Here is a 16447-nt window from a genome sequence, read left to right on the forward strand (position 1 = left end):
TCAAATATGAAAGCGCCTACACAACAAGATAGCGTCTTTTTACTGACGCTGATCGATTTCCTCTTCCAGATCATTTTCTTCGGTTTGTTTGCATACGCAGTTTCAGTCGCGACCGAGGAAACTGATTGGAAGTCGGCGGCACTCGCGCTCCAGCAGAAGTTCAGGGTTAAATCGCCGGCCGATGTCCAAGAAATCGTCAAAGTGATGCCGAACGATGCACAGCGTCTGAAGGATGCACTTGCCAGCGAGGAAGCTGCGAAACGGCTGAAGCAGCATTTCGGCGTCTCGGACCTAACGACGCTCACCGACGAACTTACACGAATGGCGCCCGTTGAGGAGTTGCGCTCGGCGGACAAGCTGATTCACAAAGTAGGAAGCGTTGAGCGCGCCAATGACGCCGTCGACCGCTATCTCAAGAGCGGCATCGGCAAACCTGCATGCTTGCTAGCGGACGTTGACAAAAATCGGGCTAAGCCTTTGGCGACCCTCCTTGGGTTCGAAGATCACCTCGACATTCAGGCGGCTACGCCCGAACTCCTGACTGTCCTTGCAAAGATGGGGACGAGCTTCGAGTCCGTTCGCTCACTGCCGCTCGTGCAATTCAAGCGCGTTTTTAGCAGACTGGGCGCTTTGTACCCCGACTGCATGTATACCTTTGATCTCATCGAAAAGACGCGTTACGTCGAACCGCGCGACGCCGCTACGGCGAATTGGAATGTACGCGTCATTCCGCGGAAAGGCTAGAAGCCGTCCCGATGCACACGCCGATGTGCCAACGACCGACGTCGACAAACGATACCGGTCTGTGAGCCAGGAGGCAGACACTTTGGTATGGCCGCTCGAAAAACTGGATTGCGCGCTCGCCCTTACTGCCCGGGGACGACCAATGAAAACATTTTGCGATGTTGTCGGCGTGGCGCGCTCTGCTTTGGCAGTTAGGAAAGCCCGCTCCTCGGACTGGCAGGATGGCCGTCGCGCCCGGCATATCGACGACACGGACCCGGTTGCTGCAATCCACGACCATGTGGCCGTCTTGCCGACATATGGGTACCGCAGAGTCTGGGCGCTACTGCGACGCAGCCAGGAAATGGCTGGCGCGCCGTGCGTGAACGTCAAGCGGGTGTATCGTGTCTTGCGCGACCACCAGTTGCTGCTGCGACGTCCCGGTCAACGACGTGACACTCGCCGCCATGACGGACGAATCTCGGTCGACCAAAGCGATGTCCGCTGGTGTTCAGACGGCTTTGAGTTCCGTTGTGACGATGGCTCGCCGTTGCGCGTGACATTTGCACTGGACTGTCATGACCGAGAGACAATCAATTGGGCAGCGGCGACTGGCGGCCATAGCGGCGACGTCGTGTGTGATGTGATGATCGCAGCGGTCGAGCAACGTTTCGGCACGGCGCAGGCAGGCTCAACCATTGAATGCCTGTCGGACAACGGCTCTGCCTATATCGACCATCGCACGCCTAGCTTCGCTCGCGAGTTGGGTCTAGAGCCATTGACGACCCCGGTTCGTTCGCCGCAGAGTAACGGCATGGCCGAGCGGTTCGTGAAACGATGAAGCAAGATTACGTCGCCTTTATGGACAAGCCCGATGTGCCCACGGCGCTCACGCATCTGGCCGCTGCCTTTGAGCAGTACAACGAGTGCCACCCGCACAAAGCCCTGAAATACCGCTCGCCTCGCGAGTTTAGACGGGCTGCGGCATCATCAAGCTAATGGTGTCCGCGTGTCCTCAGTTGCAGGGGCAACTACACATGTCCCCATGTCACAACAGCATCAACGAATAATACCTTGAGAATAAGTATGCCTTTCGAGTCCGGATTACGCTGCGGCGAGATTATTGATAACAGTCGCTTGTGCGCGATTTTTGGTTGCGGTCCACAAGGTGGAATGCGGAGATCTTTGTCCTCGAACACGTTAGTGCTTGTATCGAACCACGTGGAGTCAATTTACGACGACCGGTGGATCGATGGGGTCCTACATTACACGGGCATGGGAAAGACTGGGGATCAGAGTCTTACGTTCATGCAGAACAAAACGCTCAAAGAGTCCAGCGAAAACAACGTCGAGGTTTTCCTGTTCGAAGTATTCTCCGAGAAGGAATACACATTCATCGGGCGGGTCTGTCTAGTTGACGTACCGTACCAAGAGCAACAACCTGATGAGCTTGAAGAGACGCGAACCGTATGGATCTTTCCACTAGGCTTGGTTCAGGGGCAGCCATTCGCACCGAACCAAGCGCTGTTAGGGAAGCTGGCTGCCCGTAAAGAGAAGTTCGCGGAGACTTTGTCAGAGGATGATTTGCGCCGTCGAGCGGAAGCGGCTCATAGCCGAACCGGAGGTCGCGTCGTCACCAGCGTTGCGCGTGAGCGAGACCCATGGGTGAGCGCTTACGTTAAGCGACTTGCAAATGGCCGCTGTGACCTGTGCGACCAGGCGGCTCCCTTCGAGACGAAGAACGGCTTGCCGTACCTCGAAGCCCATCACGTCGAATGGCTTGCTCGAGACGGTCTGGACGTTATCGAAAACTGTGTTGCACTATGTCCGAACTGTCACCGAAAGATGCATGTGCTGGATACAAAGCCTGATCGTAGGAAGCTTCAGGCTGTGATTCTACGGCGCTTGGACAGCCGGGGCGGTGCCACGCCTGGCGAGTCGCGTGGGACAGCTTCGTTCAATCGGGACGGGCGAAGAATACCCGCGATCGAGAATGCAAACTAGCTGCTGAACGAACGCCTTGAGAGCTTTGCTTCGGTGCTCGCATTTCGTGCAATCACAAGATCGGACGCAGACGTTTGCTGTCGGGTCTTTTGCAAAGCTCCCGGTCAAGGACGCAAACGAGCATTGAGCGGGACAGTGACTATTTGACTTTGGTCGTGCCTCCGCAACAGACTGCGCGCTTACGGTGCTATGTTGCCCAACGAATGGTGGTAGCCAGGTGCCAAAGCCTCTCGGTGATTACACATTCGAATGCGACGGCGACAATCATCACGCGAAGCGTGCGTTCCAAGCAACTACGACCAGAGGCCAGGGGAGAAGGGGCTGAGGCACGCGCCGAGCCGTTGGTTTTGTCATGGTTTGCGACGACACTGTCCGCCCGCTTAACGACGAGCGAATATTCGAGATTAGCCAGCTGTTTGATAGGCCCCTGGCTCGCGCGCCCGTATGTACCACGACGTGGGTCGAGTTGGAAGCCGGGTGGCTCACCTACCCGGCGACGCTTGGCATGATGCAGACGGATCAGTGCTTGCCCGACGATGGGTCGAGTTGCTCATGTTAACAGGCGGTCATTCTGAGGGACCGCAGTGCGCCGGATGCAACTACGGAATCGTTCGATTCGTCAGCCAGTTCTCGCTCGAGAACATGCGAGATGGTGCCTGTGCAGATGCATTTGCATTGCAACAAATCAGCGTGCACCGACGTCCGCTTGTAATAGTTTGCAGAACTGATAATGTCAATTATCCGGATGGCGTTTCGGGGTAGAATCAGGATATTCCCATTTACAGCAGGGCAGAACCCCGTGGCACAAGGCACAGCACGTTTTTCCGACCACGAGGTCGCGCAGGTCATCCTCGAGTTCGATGACGCGATGGTGCTGTGGCGACGGGCAGCCCATGCGTTCCTGCCGGAACTGCCCGGGACGCCCGGCGTGCCGCTCCTGCCTGACCAGATCGAGTGCGCGGTCTTCACCGCGCTCGGCCGCGCGTACGGCCGGGCACTCATCGACGATGCGTGCTGCCTGCCGGTACCCGGCTGCGGGCGGAATGCCATGCCGTGGTGGGGATGCAGCGCGTGCAGTCGGGCGCGTCGTCCGGGGACCGCCGGCCCGCCTCACTGCAGCGGGCCGTACGCGTCGCGACGGAGCGGCGGTGCGGCAGCTGGCCCGACGGGTTCACGGCGCAGGCGGACAGCGGAGGGCGATCATGACTGACGCACGGCCGGGCGAAACCGGCGCCCTCCCGGAAAAGCTCACCGCAGAGACGGCGCGCTCCCTGGAAAAGCTCACCGAGTCACTCACGCTCGAGCGGCCCTACACCACCAACGATATCACCGCGCTGCGCGCGTATGTGCAGCGCATTCCGCCGGCGGTGATCGCGCGCAATTACTACAACCCGGATGAGGATGCGCACGCGGCGACGCCCGGGGCGATGGAGCGGCACCTGACGAAGATGCTCGACACGCTGGTGGCGCTGGCGATTGCGCATGGCCCGACGGCACTCGCCGACCACCTACGTGCGTCGATCTGGCAGCACGGGCGGCCGAAGCTCACCGCGGTGACCTACCGCATGATGACCGACGCCGCGCACCTCGCGGCCCTGCCGCCGCATCCTGACCATGCAGTCGGCGCGTGGGTGCGTCCACGCATCGCGCGGCGGCTCAAGGGCGAGGGGATCGACACGCTCGGCGAACTGGTCGCGTTCTGCAACCGGCGCGGCGCGAGCTGGTGGCGCTCGATTCCGCGCATCGGCCCGGGCCGCGCGCGCGCCGTTGTGAGCGGGCTACGCCGGCAGCAGGCGTGGTTGCAACGAACGGTCGAGGCCGACGTCAACTCCATGGAACAGGACGGCGTGCCGTTGGTCGCGGCCCATCTGGTCGAAGTCACGCCGGCCGCCAGTGTGACGGAAAGCGGCCCAGGCAGCGGTCCGGGCGGCGGCCCACGTCGGGAAAGCCGACTCAAGGAGCGACTGACCCTGGCACCGCTTGAGCGCCTGGCGGTGCCGCACGCGCTGTCGGGCGCTGACGGGGAAAACCGGTCGACAGTCTTCTGCTACATCCAAGCGAAGCACGACCTCGATGCGGTGCGCGCGTACCTGAACCGCTGCCGGGACCAGCCGGCAACGCTGCGCGCGTACACCAGGGAACTCGAGCGCTTCCTGCTGTGGGCGGTGGTGCTGCGCGGCAAGGCGCTGAGCGATCTGCGCGTGGACGACTGCGAGGCGTACAAGGACTTTCTGAAAAGCTCCGATCCACGTTTTGTGGGCGACCGCTTCCCCCGGCACTCACCGCGCTGGCGACCCTTTGCGGCGTCGACCGACGGATCAGCCTCGCTATCGCAGCGCTATACCATCCGGGTCCTCCGCACCGCGTTCAACTGGTGGGTTGATGTGCGATATCTGGCCGGAAACCCGTGGAAGGCGATCAACGATCCAGCCGTGATCAAGCGTGCGAGTCCGATGAGAATCGAGCGCGGGTTGACGGCTGGGTTGTGGCGAAAGCTGCGTGACGAACTCGATGCAAGATCAACGGAGGGGAGCGCGACACAGTGGCGTGTGGTCCGCGCCGTGATCTTGTTGATGGGCGATTCGGGGCTGCGGCGCGAGGAAGCCGCGGTCGCGCATCGCGAAAACCTGCGCCCGTCGTTCTATGGAACCTTTGATCGGCCCGTATGGGAGTTGACCCTGGTCGGCAAGGGGCAGCGCGAGCGAACGGTGCCGGTAAGTGCAGCGACACCTGAAGCTTTGCGAATGCATTGGGCAGATCGACGGAAGGCGTTCGATAGCGGCGAAGCGGGCGCCGCTTCCAAGGGACCGCTCGTCGCACCGGTCATCATTCCGTGGACCGACGCATCACGACGACGCCATCGAGCCTGGACGAGCAACGATGCGGCCGAAGGATACGAAATTGGCTACACCGCTGATGCGCTAAATCGGCTGATTGGCAGAATGTCGGCGGAGCTGGTGAAGACGGCGGATGCGCTAGATCTAGATGATCGTATCTGGCTCGGTAAGGCCAACGCGCACGCTTTCCGTCACACTTTTGGCACCCGGTCCGTTGCCAGTGATGTACCAGTCGACGTTGTGCAGAAAGTACTGGGCCACGCATCTCTGCAAATTACTACGATCTATGTTCAGGCTCAAGAATCAGCGCGTCCTCGAAGAAGTTGCCCGTTACTATGCTGCGCGCAGCGGCTGGCGAAAAAGGATCTTGATTCGCCGAATGATGCAACGGGCTCTGATCATGCATCGACCACGAAGCAGCGTCGCGCCCATCATTACACTCCGAGGAATTTGCAACGAGATCGCGGATCGATTGATTTGAAATCGTGCATGCCGACTGATGTTCCGTGAAGCGCTTCGGACGAGGAGCGATCGCTAACCACTGAGTTGCCGAAGGATCCATCAGCACAAAAGTCGTCGACGACCGGCACGAGCTTGCGGTTCCATGGGTATAAGCAAAAAGAGCACAGAAATTGAGCAAGAAAGCTAAGAATCAATCTGCGAAAAAACAGCCTGGAAAGCCGCCTGCCGCTCTTCAGCTTTTCCGACGCATCGTGCACTCTGCAAAAACGCCAAGAAGTGGCTTGTCGAGAGCGCGTGCAGCGCTGCCTCCAGAGAGCTTCCCGGAGATCGTGCGTGAACTGGGTAGGCAGTCCATCTACAAGCCCCTGTTGGCGCCCACTGCCTTCGCAAGAACACTAAGAGATTTCACATCTAAGCCACGATTGATTCGCCTGGAAGCAGACGGTGAAATCGTGTGGACTGCTTCCATCCTTGCTTTGTACCGGGACGAACTTTGCAGTTTCATTATCCTTCGCGAACAATTCTATGAGTCGTATCTTCTTGGTGACTTGGTGGGGGCGCTGAATTTTCTCCAAAAAATAGAGGAGCAGTTCGGCGTCTCAATTTGGCTGCTTAACCAGAAAGTTCAGATTCTCCAGCTACACGAAGGACTCAAAGCACAAAAAGACTTGCTTGAAGAGGTTGTGAACACGCCAGGTTTCAGCCAATACGCGGCCTGGCTTGTCTACTATTTTAGTGTACGGGCAGAGGAGAATGTCTCATTCGCAAGCCTCGAACAACAGGCGGGGGACATCCTTGAAATTCCAGAAATGGGCGACTATTGGTTGAGTCATGTGCTCCCGTACGACCTCACGCAGGTTGAAAATGTCGCGACGCCGATCGCTCACGAAGAACCTCATCCTATCATTGACCGGTACGAAACGTTCGTCGCGATGCTTCAGATCTACGCCGTTCGGGTCCAAGCATCGGCTCTGCCTCGTCTTATTCTGGCACTGAAGCAAATGGATGGCTTCCCAGACGTTCGCATAACGCGGCTGCAAGAGGTCTTTGGTCTTCGCGAGCTCGGCTCGGTCGACGTGACGCTGCCGGATGCCGACGCCTATACAGCCGGGCGCTACGAAGAGCTTCTCCCTTCTCATGGAGACAACCTCGAACTCATCGCTCGCGCCAGAGTGATGTCTGGCCTCGGTGATTCGGGTAGTGTTGATCTGTCGATAAAAAGCCAAGTCATTCGACTGATGTGCGACGTTCTCGTTCGTTCCGACGCGGCGGCTCAAAGCAGACTCAGCCTGAAGAAACTTGCACTGTTCTGTTCTAAGCACGTCTACGGGATCCAAATTGCGTCGTTTCTCGAGCGGAGGCACGAGCATCTGCAGGTTTCGGAGTATTCGGAGCTCGACCGCTTAGCCGCGCTCGCGGGCCCGACTGACAACCCGTGGAGCGCGCCGATATTGGCGCAACTACTAACGAAGGTCCAATGGCTGGACAGACTTGAAGATAACGTCCCGGAGTCACCGGCAGTAAGGTTGAGAAGGGCGTTGTCCGATAACAGCATGGCGAAGTTGGAGGCCCTGCGTGGACTCATCCCCGAATATCGTTTCAACTTGTACGCAGGGCACATTGCGTTCAGCCAAGCGAACTACGATAAAGCTGCGGACTACTACGAAAAAGTGAGGAAAACGGGGAATGATTATCTAGAATCTACGGCAACTCGCTACCTGTTCGAATCACACTACGCGCTCGGCAAGTTCGAGAGCGCAATGACGATCGCGGTTTCGGAGTTGCTGCGCCGGCCAACTGCCTGGGATACATATCCGCTTGAGCGGCTGGTGAAACTTTGCCTGAAAGACCAGTCGCTAGTCAGCCGGGTTGAACTAGCGATTCTCGTGTATCTGACTTCGCGACATATCGATCCTAAATGGGAGCGAGAGTTATCAGATATCTATGAGAACGTCCTTTACGAGATGGATTTTACGAGGCCGTCCCAGCTGAGTGAGATTTTCCCTGACCTCAGTCAACCCGCAGTCGACCTTTGGATTTTCTTCCTTAGATATGTCGCCATCCCTCGCGTGCTCGACGACACGACTGCCTTTGACGATGTGGACGCTGTCGATAGAGAACGCATCTCGGTACTCCAAATTCTCAGTCAGCTTGACCCCAGTAACGGACAAGCTTACCTCTCTGAGATCCGGGCAATCACCCGGGACTTGAACGTCTCTCATTTCCTCAAAAAGGTGCAAAGCAGTAAGATCTATGTTGACGAAAGCGGCGTTCGCAGAGCGTTAGAGCTAACGCTAAGAGAATCCTTTACGCGTTATGTCAGGCTGCTAACAAGTCCATCGTTAGCTTACCAAGCTGAGAAATTATCGAAACGACTCGTCGCCATGCTCAACGTCAAAGGAAACCCCGAATTCAAGGAATTGAAGTTGCCGGCCTCTGAACTTGAAGGGCTGGTGCAATCGATGCTTTCAGATACGGTTCATGAATTCGCATTGAACCCAGCATTTGGGCTAGACACTCATATCAGCACCTCAATCCGACATGGGTCGTTTGAAGGCCATCTGAGAAGTCCTTTAGCGCTTGAAGGTCTACTCTGCGCTCGATTGGGAGAAACGTATCAGCTTCCCCCGGTGTGGTCGAGAGAGCTATCGGAACTGTCGCCAGACGATGGCGAGTATGTACGAAAACAACTCGCTCGTTTTACGCAAAAGTTCGAAGATTTAGTGCAAGGCTACACCAAGCAGAAGCTACATATCCGGGCGATCGGCAACAACATTGCGATGTTCGACTATCACACGTCGGACGAGGAGCTTGCAAGCTTGGAGAGCGCGGTTGCTGAAAGTTCGACTTATGAACTTGCCGTAGATAAATTAATAGCACATTGTTGGTACTTAACTGATCGATCTCTTGATGCGATTCGAACAGATCTTCAGACTTCGATGAGGCGGCAGCTCGCCACCGCTTTTGACGTTCTCGTTACCAACCTAGAGTCGAAATTGCAGCACGATCAAATCGTATCGCTGATCGATGCGATAGCCAGAGCACGCGTATCGTTAGATTCAGCACTTAACGACGTGACCGAGTGGTTCCACAAGCCTACCGACCTATCTCGGGACCCATTCGACTTCGATCTCGCGGTCTATGTAGCTCGACTGCAGGCAACAAACTGCTACACGCAAACGCCTATCGTCCCCACGTTCAATCTCTCCGTAACGGGAAAAGTGCCGGGGGCGTCGCTCGACGGCCTTTGCGAACTTATATTCATCCTTTTTCAAAATGCGATCATCCACGGCCTCACAGAGGACCGAGGAGTAAAGGTTCAGATCAGCACAATGCGAAAAAATGGTACGGTTATCCTTGAATGTCGTAATCTAATTCCGGCCGAGGCTGATCTCGCAGAGCGGCGAGCGATGTCACAGGCGGCAATGCGTCGATACGAGCGAGACTCGGCGCTGAAGCGTGCCCGAAGTGAAGGGGGGTCGGGCCTTTCTAAAATCTGGCGCATCGCGGAATTTGATCTTCGGGTGAAGCACGGTATCTTCTTGGAAGTTACGGACGATCGCGAATTCGTCGCAAAGGTCGAACTTCAGGGGGAGGCGGTGAACGAATGTTGACGTATGTTATTGAGGATAGTCCGGCGAAAGCGGCTGCGATCCTCCAGTTTTTGGCGGGTCATTACCCCGAAATCTCCGTTCAATTGTTCGCAAGCTTCCAAAGCGGATTGAAGCAGGTCGAGTCTGCTACACCACGACTGATTATTCTGGACATGACCTTGCCAACATTTGATCGTGTGCCAAATGGTCGAGAAGGGCGTGCTCGTCCGCTGGGTGGTTACGACTTACTTCGGAAGCTGAGGCGCCGGAGTATCAACTGCAAAGTAATCGTGGTGACGCAGCTGGAAACCTTTGGCGAAGGAGAAGACAAAATCACCTTCGCAGAGATTACTTCAATTTGCGAGCGTGAATTTCCCGGATTGTTCATGGGCAGTGTGTACTTCGATCAAGGCTCTGTCAATTGGCAGGAACAGCTTGCATCGTTGATCGACAATGTAAGGAGCGGAGCGTGTTAAAAATTTTGATCGTCGAAGACGAGCATGAAAAACGTCGGTTAATCGCTTCGGCAGTTCTGGGAACGCCGGGAATCAGTGAGGGTGACGTAGAATACGCGGCGGACGTCACCGGCGCCAAGCGTGCAATACGTCGCACCCGCTTCGATCTAGTGATCCTAGACATCAACCTTCCTGAGAAACCCGATGCATTTGCAACGCCTGGTGCCGGCTTGCAAGTTATCAGTTTCATCAAGAATAACAACGCAGCAAAAACACCGAGCTACCTTGTCGGCATGACTGCATACGACGAGAGTGCCGATGTTGCAGCGGACGAATTCGCGTCCCCACTTTGGAAATTAGTACGCTTCTCGTACACAGAGAACGGTTGGAAGCAGTCGCTGGAGCTAGCGCTCGAATATTTGGTGCAGAAGCACCGTCCGCCCTATGTGAGCGATGGCAAAACGTATCATACAGATCTCGCGATTTTCACCGCGTTGGACGAAGAGTTGGAAGCTGTCCTTGCGTTGAACGGGAACTGGCGAGAAGAAGCGGTAGCGCATGATCACGCTCGTTACTTCGTGGGGACGTTTCCTTCAGATGTCCGACCCGTAAAGGTAGTCGCGGTCGCAGCCCCGCGAATGGGAATGCCGCCGGCAGCAGTGACCGCCGCCAAACTGATAAGCACTTTTCGTCCTAGAACTCTAGCAATCACTGGCATTTGCGCAGGGGTAAGAGGAAAAACGGACGTCGGCGATATTCTGATCGCCGATCCTTGTTTCGATTGGGGGAGTGGCAAGTGGGTGCGCGAAGAAGCGACATCGGAACTCCGCTTTAGACCGGCCCCCTATCAATGGAGATTGGACGAAAGGCTCCGAGCTGGTGCTCGTGCAATTGCCACAGCGGGTCTAATGAGCCAAATACATCAACGATACGCGGATGCGAAGCCGGATAGCGCTCCTCGAGTAATTGTCGATGCAATGGCAAGCGGCGCGTCGGTCCTCCAGGCAGCGCAACTTGTCGATGATGTGCGCGATCAACACAAGAACCTTGTGGGGGTTGAGATGGAGAGCTATGCAGTCTTCACTGCTGCAGAATATGCATCGGAACCCAGGCCAGCATGCATTGCGATTAAATCGGTTTGTGACTTTGGTGACGAAACCAAAGCCGACGAAGCGCACGCTTACGCGTCGCACACCAGCGCGCAATTCTTATACGCGTTCGCAACGGAGTTCCTTGTGAACGAAGACATCGACTAAGTTGGACGCGGCGACGCGTATGTTCGAGTAGCTGGTCCCAATAAAACATATTGCGGTGGTATATGCTGGAACGATTAATGGGCAGATCCAACTCGGCGCTTCAATATTACGTCTTTAAGAAAGTCTCAGCCTTTGGCCCTTCAAAGCACTTGACATAAGACCGTCGTGACGCTGGTCGCATCACTAGGCGTTTGATGTTTCCTTTCAAGAACATAGCGCCCGCGTCGGGGCGTTATCGACACGGTTATCCACGTAATCTGTGGATAACTCAGCCCCCTGCAGCCACGCGCCAGACTGGAAGCGCCTCCCGACCGATTGGACAGCGACCTTCTCGAATTCTGAAGTCGGCCATGAAGCGACGTTCGCTGGCCCATAAACTTGGACTTCGCGCCGTCGACGACATATCCGGTAGCAGACGTTCACACGGCAATGTGAAGCAGTGCCAGTATGCAAACAAAAAGCGTAATTAGAATGAAAACGGCCCAGAATCCTATGCGAACGATCGTCTGCCTACCTCTGCCGGTACTTTCGAAGTAGGTTTCCCAACCAAGCCCTGCCGGGAGTTCTCCCTTCGTCCGGCTCGCCAACTCAACTTCCCTCAAATACTTACCCATCGTTCCGAGGTGAAGGTTTATCGAGTAAGCTCTCGCAGCTCCAAAAACCGCTATAAGACACGGAATTGCCCACGCCATCCACGTGAACGAGTATTGGAGTCCATCCGATCCCCCACTGTGAACTACCAGCCACGAATAGACGGCGGCGACAGATAACAGAGAGTTCCGCTCAAGCGCAGAAAGCTCTGCTAATTGAGTTTCGATCTCTTTCCTCAGACTGAGGTATTCCTCCTTTGGAAGCGAAAACGGGTCGCTCATCGTAGCTCCATTAAACTAGAAATAACGCCCTAGCTTATGACGCACGCCTTGAAGAACGGCCGCAGCGGGCGTGACTCCGGAGGTTTGCAAACAGCAGATTGGTGGCAAATTACAGGGCCGGCTGTCGAAGTCTCGAGCAACGTACGCTGACTGGTTGGATGGGTTAGCCGTTACTTACTTCCATGCGCTAATTTCGAAGCGCAACTGAGCGTTGAGATTCACAGGGTGCCCGCTGGAAACCTGAACCGTCGCAGAATATTTGCCCGGGCCGACCGAAGTCAGCACAAGGTCGCGCTGCACCGGTGGCGCGGTCGACCCCGGAGCGTCACTCTCCCAATAATATTTCGCGGTCCACGGGACGGTGTCCGTCGTCAGGACAACGATCACTGCGCCGCTAAAAATTTTGCTGCCTTCGTACTGACCTTCGGAGGCGTCCGCGCCGTTGACCTGAAAATCGGGCATCAAAACACTAAGCTGGAGCCGGTACGCAACAGTAGGATCATTGACGTTGCGTTTGCCCCAGTCGGCCATGAACACGGTAGACAGCAACTTTTGGACGGCGGACTTCCCGTCACCGGCTCGACGCAATGTCTTGTGCTCGAAGACGGCGGCCGAGTCTTCCACTGCGACGCGGCGTGTGAGATACCACGGCTTATTTCGAAGCGAGATCAGTACTTCGACCGGATATGTCGCGTCGAGCGTCCCGTTCGCATCTGCGTCGGCGAGTTTCCCGGGTGGCAGCTTGACGTCATTGACGTCAAGCCACACATCCACCCGATAAGTGCCGAAGAGGAATCGCTGCAGGTTCTGATAGCCTTCCTCACTGTTCACAATGCCGAAAAATCCAGAGTGGCTGCGAAAGGCGAAGGCCTTTGCGCAAGGCTCGACGATCCCCGCGTTGTCGAAGCCGGCGAGATCCGCATTCTGAATCTTCACGAGACCATCACTGCCCTTGCCAACGAAGGTCCTCGACAAGCCGAACGCGACCTCGTAATCCTGCCGGTTAGTACCTATGAAGGTGAAAATCTTGTCAGCCGCAAGGCAGTCTTGCGGCATCCACGCTACCGACTTCGTCGCCCGGTACCGCTCAACGAGATTGAGGTATTTGGACATCGTGTTGCGGCTGAACGTATCAATCTCGTGCGGGCGCAGAAAGGACGGGACATTCATGCCCAGGACGTCGATGCCGTTGTGCGGCGTCGCATAGGTAAAGAGCTTGAGAACCTTCGTGTAGAGGTTGTTCGGATCGAAGGCGCGGTTCTGAAGAAAGGCTCGCGCGACCAGGCCGCCCATCGAATGAGCGACGAGGTAACAGCGGAAGTCGTCGCGTGACTGGTATCCCTCCGGGCCGACCACTACCAGTGCCTGCATGCGCTCTATCAGCGAAGCGAGATCCTTAGCGAACTTGTCAATCGGCGGCACTTGCCCGTCGCCGAGGAGCGCCGACGCCTGGTCGTAGTAATGGTGAACGACGACAGAGCGCCGTGGTATGGGCGTGGAGAACCCCGGCGTTGTCAGATCGGTGCCCTGCGTGATCACATTGGCGTAGCCATGGTCCGACACAAGCCGCATTACGGGCGATTCGAAGACGAAACGCGCTGGCGGCGACGGGCTTGGCCTAGCACGGAAGACCGTTGAACCGACGTTGAAGCCGCAGAATGGGTCGGCTGTTGTTTCGTCGATGTCCGATTGGTTCATTGCGAACCCTCGGATGTAGATGATGGGATGGTACGACTCGGGACTCGCCTGTGCCTGGGGCATTCTTTTGCTCCGGACCGGTTAATTCCCTTGTTATAGGAGACGCATCTCGGCCGCGCAAGAGAACAGTGGATCGTCTGTTTTCCTCCGCTGTCGCCAGTAACGGTTGTCGGTATAGAGAGAACAAGATTCAGCAGTCGGGCAGCAGCAACCGCGCGGTCGTGTATCAGAGCGGCACCGGCAACGTCACCTCGATCGCCAACGCTAAAGCTCTATTTTGGCTTTGCCGTTGTGCGCCCAGCATGGGCGCACTTCTGAGGATTCGAGTCCTGCCACAAACAGCTCACAGCGGATGAAGTGACGTTAAGTCCCAGAAACGGTTCCAAAAAGGCTTCGCAGGGACTGTTAACCCGTAACGCACCCTGTTAACCTCGATCGTCGTGACAACGGGATCGAGGAGATGGGCAAACCAATCATAGACGACGAACTGTGGGCATTGATCGAACCACTTCTACCACCAGCAAAGCCGCGCCGCTTCAAGTATCCGGGCCGCAAGCCGATGCCGGACCGGGCTGCGCTGACTGGCATCCTCTTCGTGCTCAAGAGCGGTATCCGCTGGCGAGATTTGCCCGCGGAGATGGGTGCGGCTCCGGTGTCAGCTGCTGGCGAAGGCTGCGCGATTGGCAACAAGCTGGCGTATTGGATCGCTTGCACGCAATACTTTTGGCGAAGCTGCGAGCAGCGGACAAAATCGACTTGTCGCGCGTGATCGTGGACTCGTCCTCGATTCGCGCGGTCGGGGCGGGCGAAAAACTGGCCCGAACCCCACCGATCGAGCGCGACCCGGTTCCAAACATCATCTCGCCACCGACGCCAACGGAACGCCGATCGCGGCCGTTTTGACTGGCGCAAACCGTAACGACGTAACCCAGCTCGTTCCGCTGATAGAAGCTATTGTGCCGATCGTTGGCAGGCGCGGACGACCTTTGAGCCGTCCGGGCCGCGTCTACGCTGACCACGGTTCCGACCACGACAAATACCGACGCGTGCTTCACGCGCGCAGCGTCCCTACCAGCATCGCCCGGCGTGGCCACCCGCACGACAGTGGCCTTGGGAAAGTCCGTTGGGTTGTAGAGCGTACACATGCCTGGTTGCATCACTTCCGTCGTCTACGTATTCGCTTCGAACGTCGAGCTGACATTCACGAAGCGTTCCTCAAACTAGCCTGTTGCCTGATCTGCTGGAACACTCTTCAGCGCGGGCTTCAGTCTTTATGAAACCGTCTCTTAGTGCGGCTCAGTTGCAGAATCCTGCTTTTTCCATCGCGTGAGCTGGAAGCGGCCGTCTCGCCACTCCAAGCCGCTAGGCCGACGTGGATGACCGCACCGAGCGGTAACGCCATTCGACTCTCGATAATGCAACGGGCGGCTGTGGGGTCGGCTACGGCCCTCCCTTGTAAGACGGCACCCGGCCAGTTCGTCTCAAAGGAGCAGATCGTCTCAAATGGTGGTACCTGACGGGCAGGGTTGCAAGCGCCGTCTTTTCTGCCGTTCCGCGCTGTTTATCGATTTGTCGCGCTTCCCAGGCGGTTTTGTTACCGGCTGCTTGCTGGCCAGTTATCTAACGCGGCGTTTCCAAATAAAGGTTTTTCCAATCCTCGGGGCGTTGATATGTCATTTGCGAGAACCCTCCCTCGATCGGAATTCGAACTAACATGCAATTATTATTTTCTAAGGCTCTGCTGCAATCTTGAAGGTATATATAACCTAGTTGTCGTCCCTGCTCTGAGAACGTATGAGTTCCATCCCCCGCGACTTCTGTCCAGCCCTCGCCCTTTTTTTCGAAGCTTCCCCCGACGTGAAAGAACTTTCCTGAAGACTGCGATAAGGCTACGATTTGCTGATGGACATTATCTGCAAATTCCGGTTGGTTCGCTCTTAGCGTCTTCTCCAGATTTGTTAGGATCGGCTGCGAGAGGTCATGAGGGAACGTGGTCGCAATAACGCTTACGGCTTGGATGCGTTGCGATGCGTCTTTATTGGAAAAAATAAGATCTTTATTCTTGAAGAGCATGTCGGCAATGTCAAGGCGCCACCGACGCTCGCGCTCGATTTGCGCGATCTCGACGTCTCGCTTTTTCGCGATGTCGGCTGCCGCCAGTTCGCGATCTTTCTCAATATGCGCTATCCAAACTTGCGTGCCTGACACGGCTGCGGCGATGATTGCGGCCAAGACCGTTCCTGCGACTGTCAAAATAGCCGTGGAATATTTTCGGAGGAACGTATTGTCGGCATCAAATTTGGCTTTTTCAAAAGCAAGCTTCTCGCGTTCAAGCTCTAACTTGCTTTCTTCGATGTCTGCCATCTTCTGCTCCTGGCGGTCCGAACAACCACATTAGGACGCATTGAGCGGGTCTTCCAATGAACCATAACGGTTGTGTCTGCTTCCGCACAGTTCCGACATTTCGATCGCACATTAGGCATCGTTCTTGCGCGGTCCATGGAGACGGAAGTTTTTCGAGTGATGCGAACTCTTAAGCTTTGCGGA

At 56.4% G+C, this 16447-nt stretch carries 12 protein-coding genes and 1 pseudogene; 10 read left to right on the top strand and 3 right to left on the bottom strand.

What is annotated here, in order from left to right; genetic code table 11:
• The first annotated feature begins 6 nt into the window (after positions 1-6).
• From NCR37_RS27810 to NCR37_RS27840, 7 genes and pseudogenes are all read left to right on the top strand, one after another.
• A complete protein-coding gene (locus NCR37_RS27810) occupies positions 7-744 on the top strand; it encodes a hypothetical protein (protein ID WP_250476033.1) in 738 nt (245 codons plus the stop codon).
• Between the two features lie 97 nt (positions 745-841).
• Positions 842-1722, top strand: a pseudogene (locus NCR37_RS27815) (IS3 family transposase); the annotation flags it as partial.
• Positions 1723-1809: 87 nt separating this feature from the next.
• Positions 1810-2727: an HNH endonuclease gene (locus NCR37_RS27820; RefSeq protein ID WP_502800605.1), complete on the top strand. Its 918-nt coding sequence runs from the start codon at positions 1810-1812 to the stop codon at positions 2725-2727.
• A gap of 1202 nt (positions 2728-3929) precedes the next feature.
• Positions 3930-6074 (top strand): site-specific integrase, encoded by a 2145-nt coding sequence (locus NCR37_RS27825; RefSeq protein WP_250476035.1) that lies wholly within the window; start codon positions 3930-3932, stop codon positions 6072-6074.
• A gap of 122 nt (positions 6075-6196) precedes the next feature.
• Complete coding sequence (locus tag NCR37_RS27830) at positions 6197-9640, top strand: hypothetical protein (protein WP_250476036.1); 3444 nt, start codon at positions 6197-6199, stop codon at positions 9638-9640.
• Entirely contained in the window at positions 9634-10095 is a 462-nt protein-coding gene (locus tag NCR37_RS27835) for a response regulator (protein WP_250476037.1), read from the top strand. Before NCR37_RS27830 ends, NCR37_RS27835 begins: the two co-directional genes overlap by 7 nt.
• Positions 10089-11330, top strand: coding sequence for a phosphorylase family protein (locus tag NCR37_RS27840; RefSeq protein WP_250476038.1), 1242 nt, complete (start codon positions 10089-10091; stop codon positions 11328-11330). The genes NCR37_RS27835 and NCR37_RS27840 overlap by 7 nt, the downstream gene beginning before the upstream one ends.
• A 419-nt stretch (positions 11331-11749) precedes the next feature.
• Here the strand turns inward: NCR37_RS27840 and NCR37_RS27845 are convergent, their stop codons facing one another.
• Positions 11750-12202 (bottom strand): hypothetical protein, encoded by a 453-nt coding sequence (locus tag NCR37_RS27845; RefSeq protein ID WP_250476039.1) that lies wholly within the window; start codon positions 12200-12202, stop codon positions 11750-11752.
• Between the two features lie 174 nt (positions 12203-12376).
• A complete protein-coding gene (locus NCR37_RS27850) occupies positions 12377-13900 on the bottom strand; it encodes an esterase/lipase family protein (protein ID WP_250476040.1) in 1524 nt (507 codons plus the stop codon).
• Positions 13901-14028: 128 nt separating this feature from the next.
• On the opposite strand from NCR37_RS27850, the gene NCR37_RS28785 reads away from it, so the two are divergent.
• The 3 genes from NCR37_RS28785 (at position 14029) to NCR37_RS27855 (ending at position 15177) form a co-directional block, all read left to right on the top strand.
• On the top strand, positions 14029-14256 hold the full coding sequence (locus NCR37_RS28785) for a curlin repeat-containing protein (protein WP_502800606.1): 228 nt from the start codon (positions 14029-14031) through the stop codon (positions 14254-14256).
• 104 nt (positions 14257-14360) lie between these two features.
• Positions 14361-14669, top strand: a complete 309-nt coding sequence (locus NCR37_RS28655; RefSeq protein WP_350029104.1) for a transposase — start codon at positions 14361-14363, stop codon at positions 14667-14669.
• A complete protein-coding gene (locus NCR37_RS27855) occupies positions 14581-15177 on the top strand; it encodes an IS5 family transposase (protein ID WP_350029105.1) in 597 nt (198 codons plus the stop codon). The genes NCR37_RS28655 and NCR37_RS27855 overlap by 89 nt, the downstream gene beginning before the upstream one ends.
• Positions 15178-15520: 343 nt before the next feature.
• Here NCR37_RS27855 and NCR37_RS27860 read toward each other — a convergent pair whose 3' ends face one another.
• Positions 15521-16264 (bottom strand): hypothetical protein, encoded by a 744-nt coding sequence (locus NCR37_RS27860; RefSeq protein ID WP_250476041.1) that lies wholly within the window; start codon positions 16262-16264, stop codon positions 15521-15523.
• Positions 16265-16447: the final 183 nt, after the last annotated feature.

The organism is Caballeronia sp. GAFFF1 (genome assembly GCF_023630705.1).
Lineage (GTDB): Bacteria > Pseudomonadota > Gammaproteobacteria > Burkholderiales > Burkholderiaceae > Caballeronia.

Bases quoted from the DNA above. Each gene is read 5' to 3' on its own strand.
- NCR37_RS27845 (WP_250476039.1), bottom strand. From the start codon at position 12,202: ATGAGCGACCCGTTTTCGCTTCCAAAGGAGGAATACCTCAGTCTGAGG.
- NCR37_RS27820 (WP_502800605.1), top strand. From the start codon at position 1,810: ATGCCTTTCGAGTCCGGATTACGCTGCGGCGAGATTATTGATAACAGT.
- NCR37_RS27825 (WP_250476035.1), top strand. From the start codon at position 3,930: ATGACTGACGCACGGCCGGGCGAAACCGGCGCCCTCCCGGAAAAGCTC.
- NCR37_RS27860 (WP_250476041.1), bottom strand. From the start codon at position 16,264: ATGGCAGACATCGAAGAAAGCAAGTTAGAGCTTGAACGCGAGAAGCTT.
- NCR37_RS27850 (WP_250476040.1), bottom strand. From the start codon at position 13,900: ATGAACCAATCGGACATCGACGAAACAACAGCCGACCCATTCTGCGGC.
- NCR37_RS28655 (WP_350029104.1), top strand. From the start codon at position 14,361: ATGGGCAAACCAATCATAGACGACGAACTGTGGGCATTGATCGAACCA.
- NCR37_RS27810 (WP_250476033.1), top strand. From the start codon at position 7: ATGAAAGCGCCTACACAACAAGATAGCGTCTTTTTACTGACGCTGATC.
- NCR37_RS27835 (WP_250476037.1), top strand. From the start codon at position 9,634: ATGTTGACGTATGTTATTGAGGATAGTCCGGCGAAAGCGGCTGCGATC.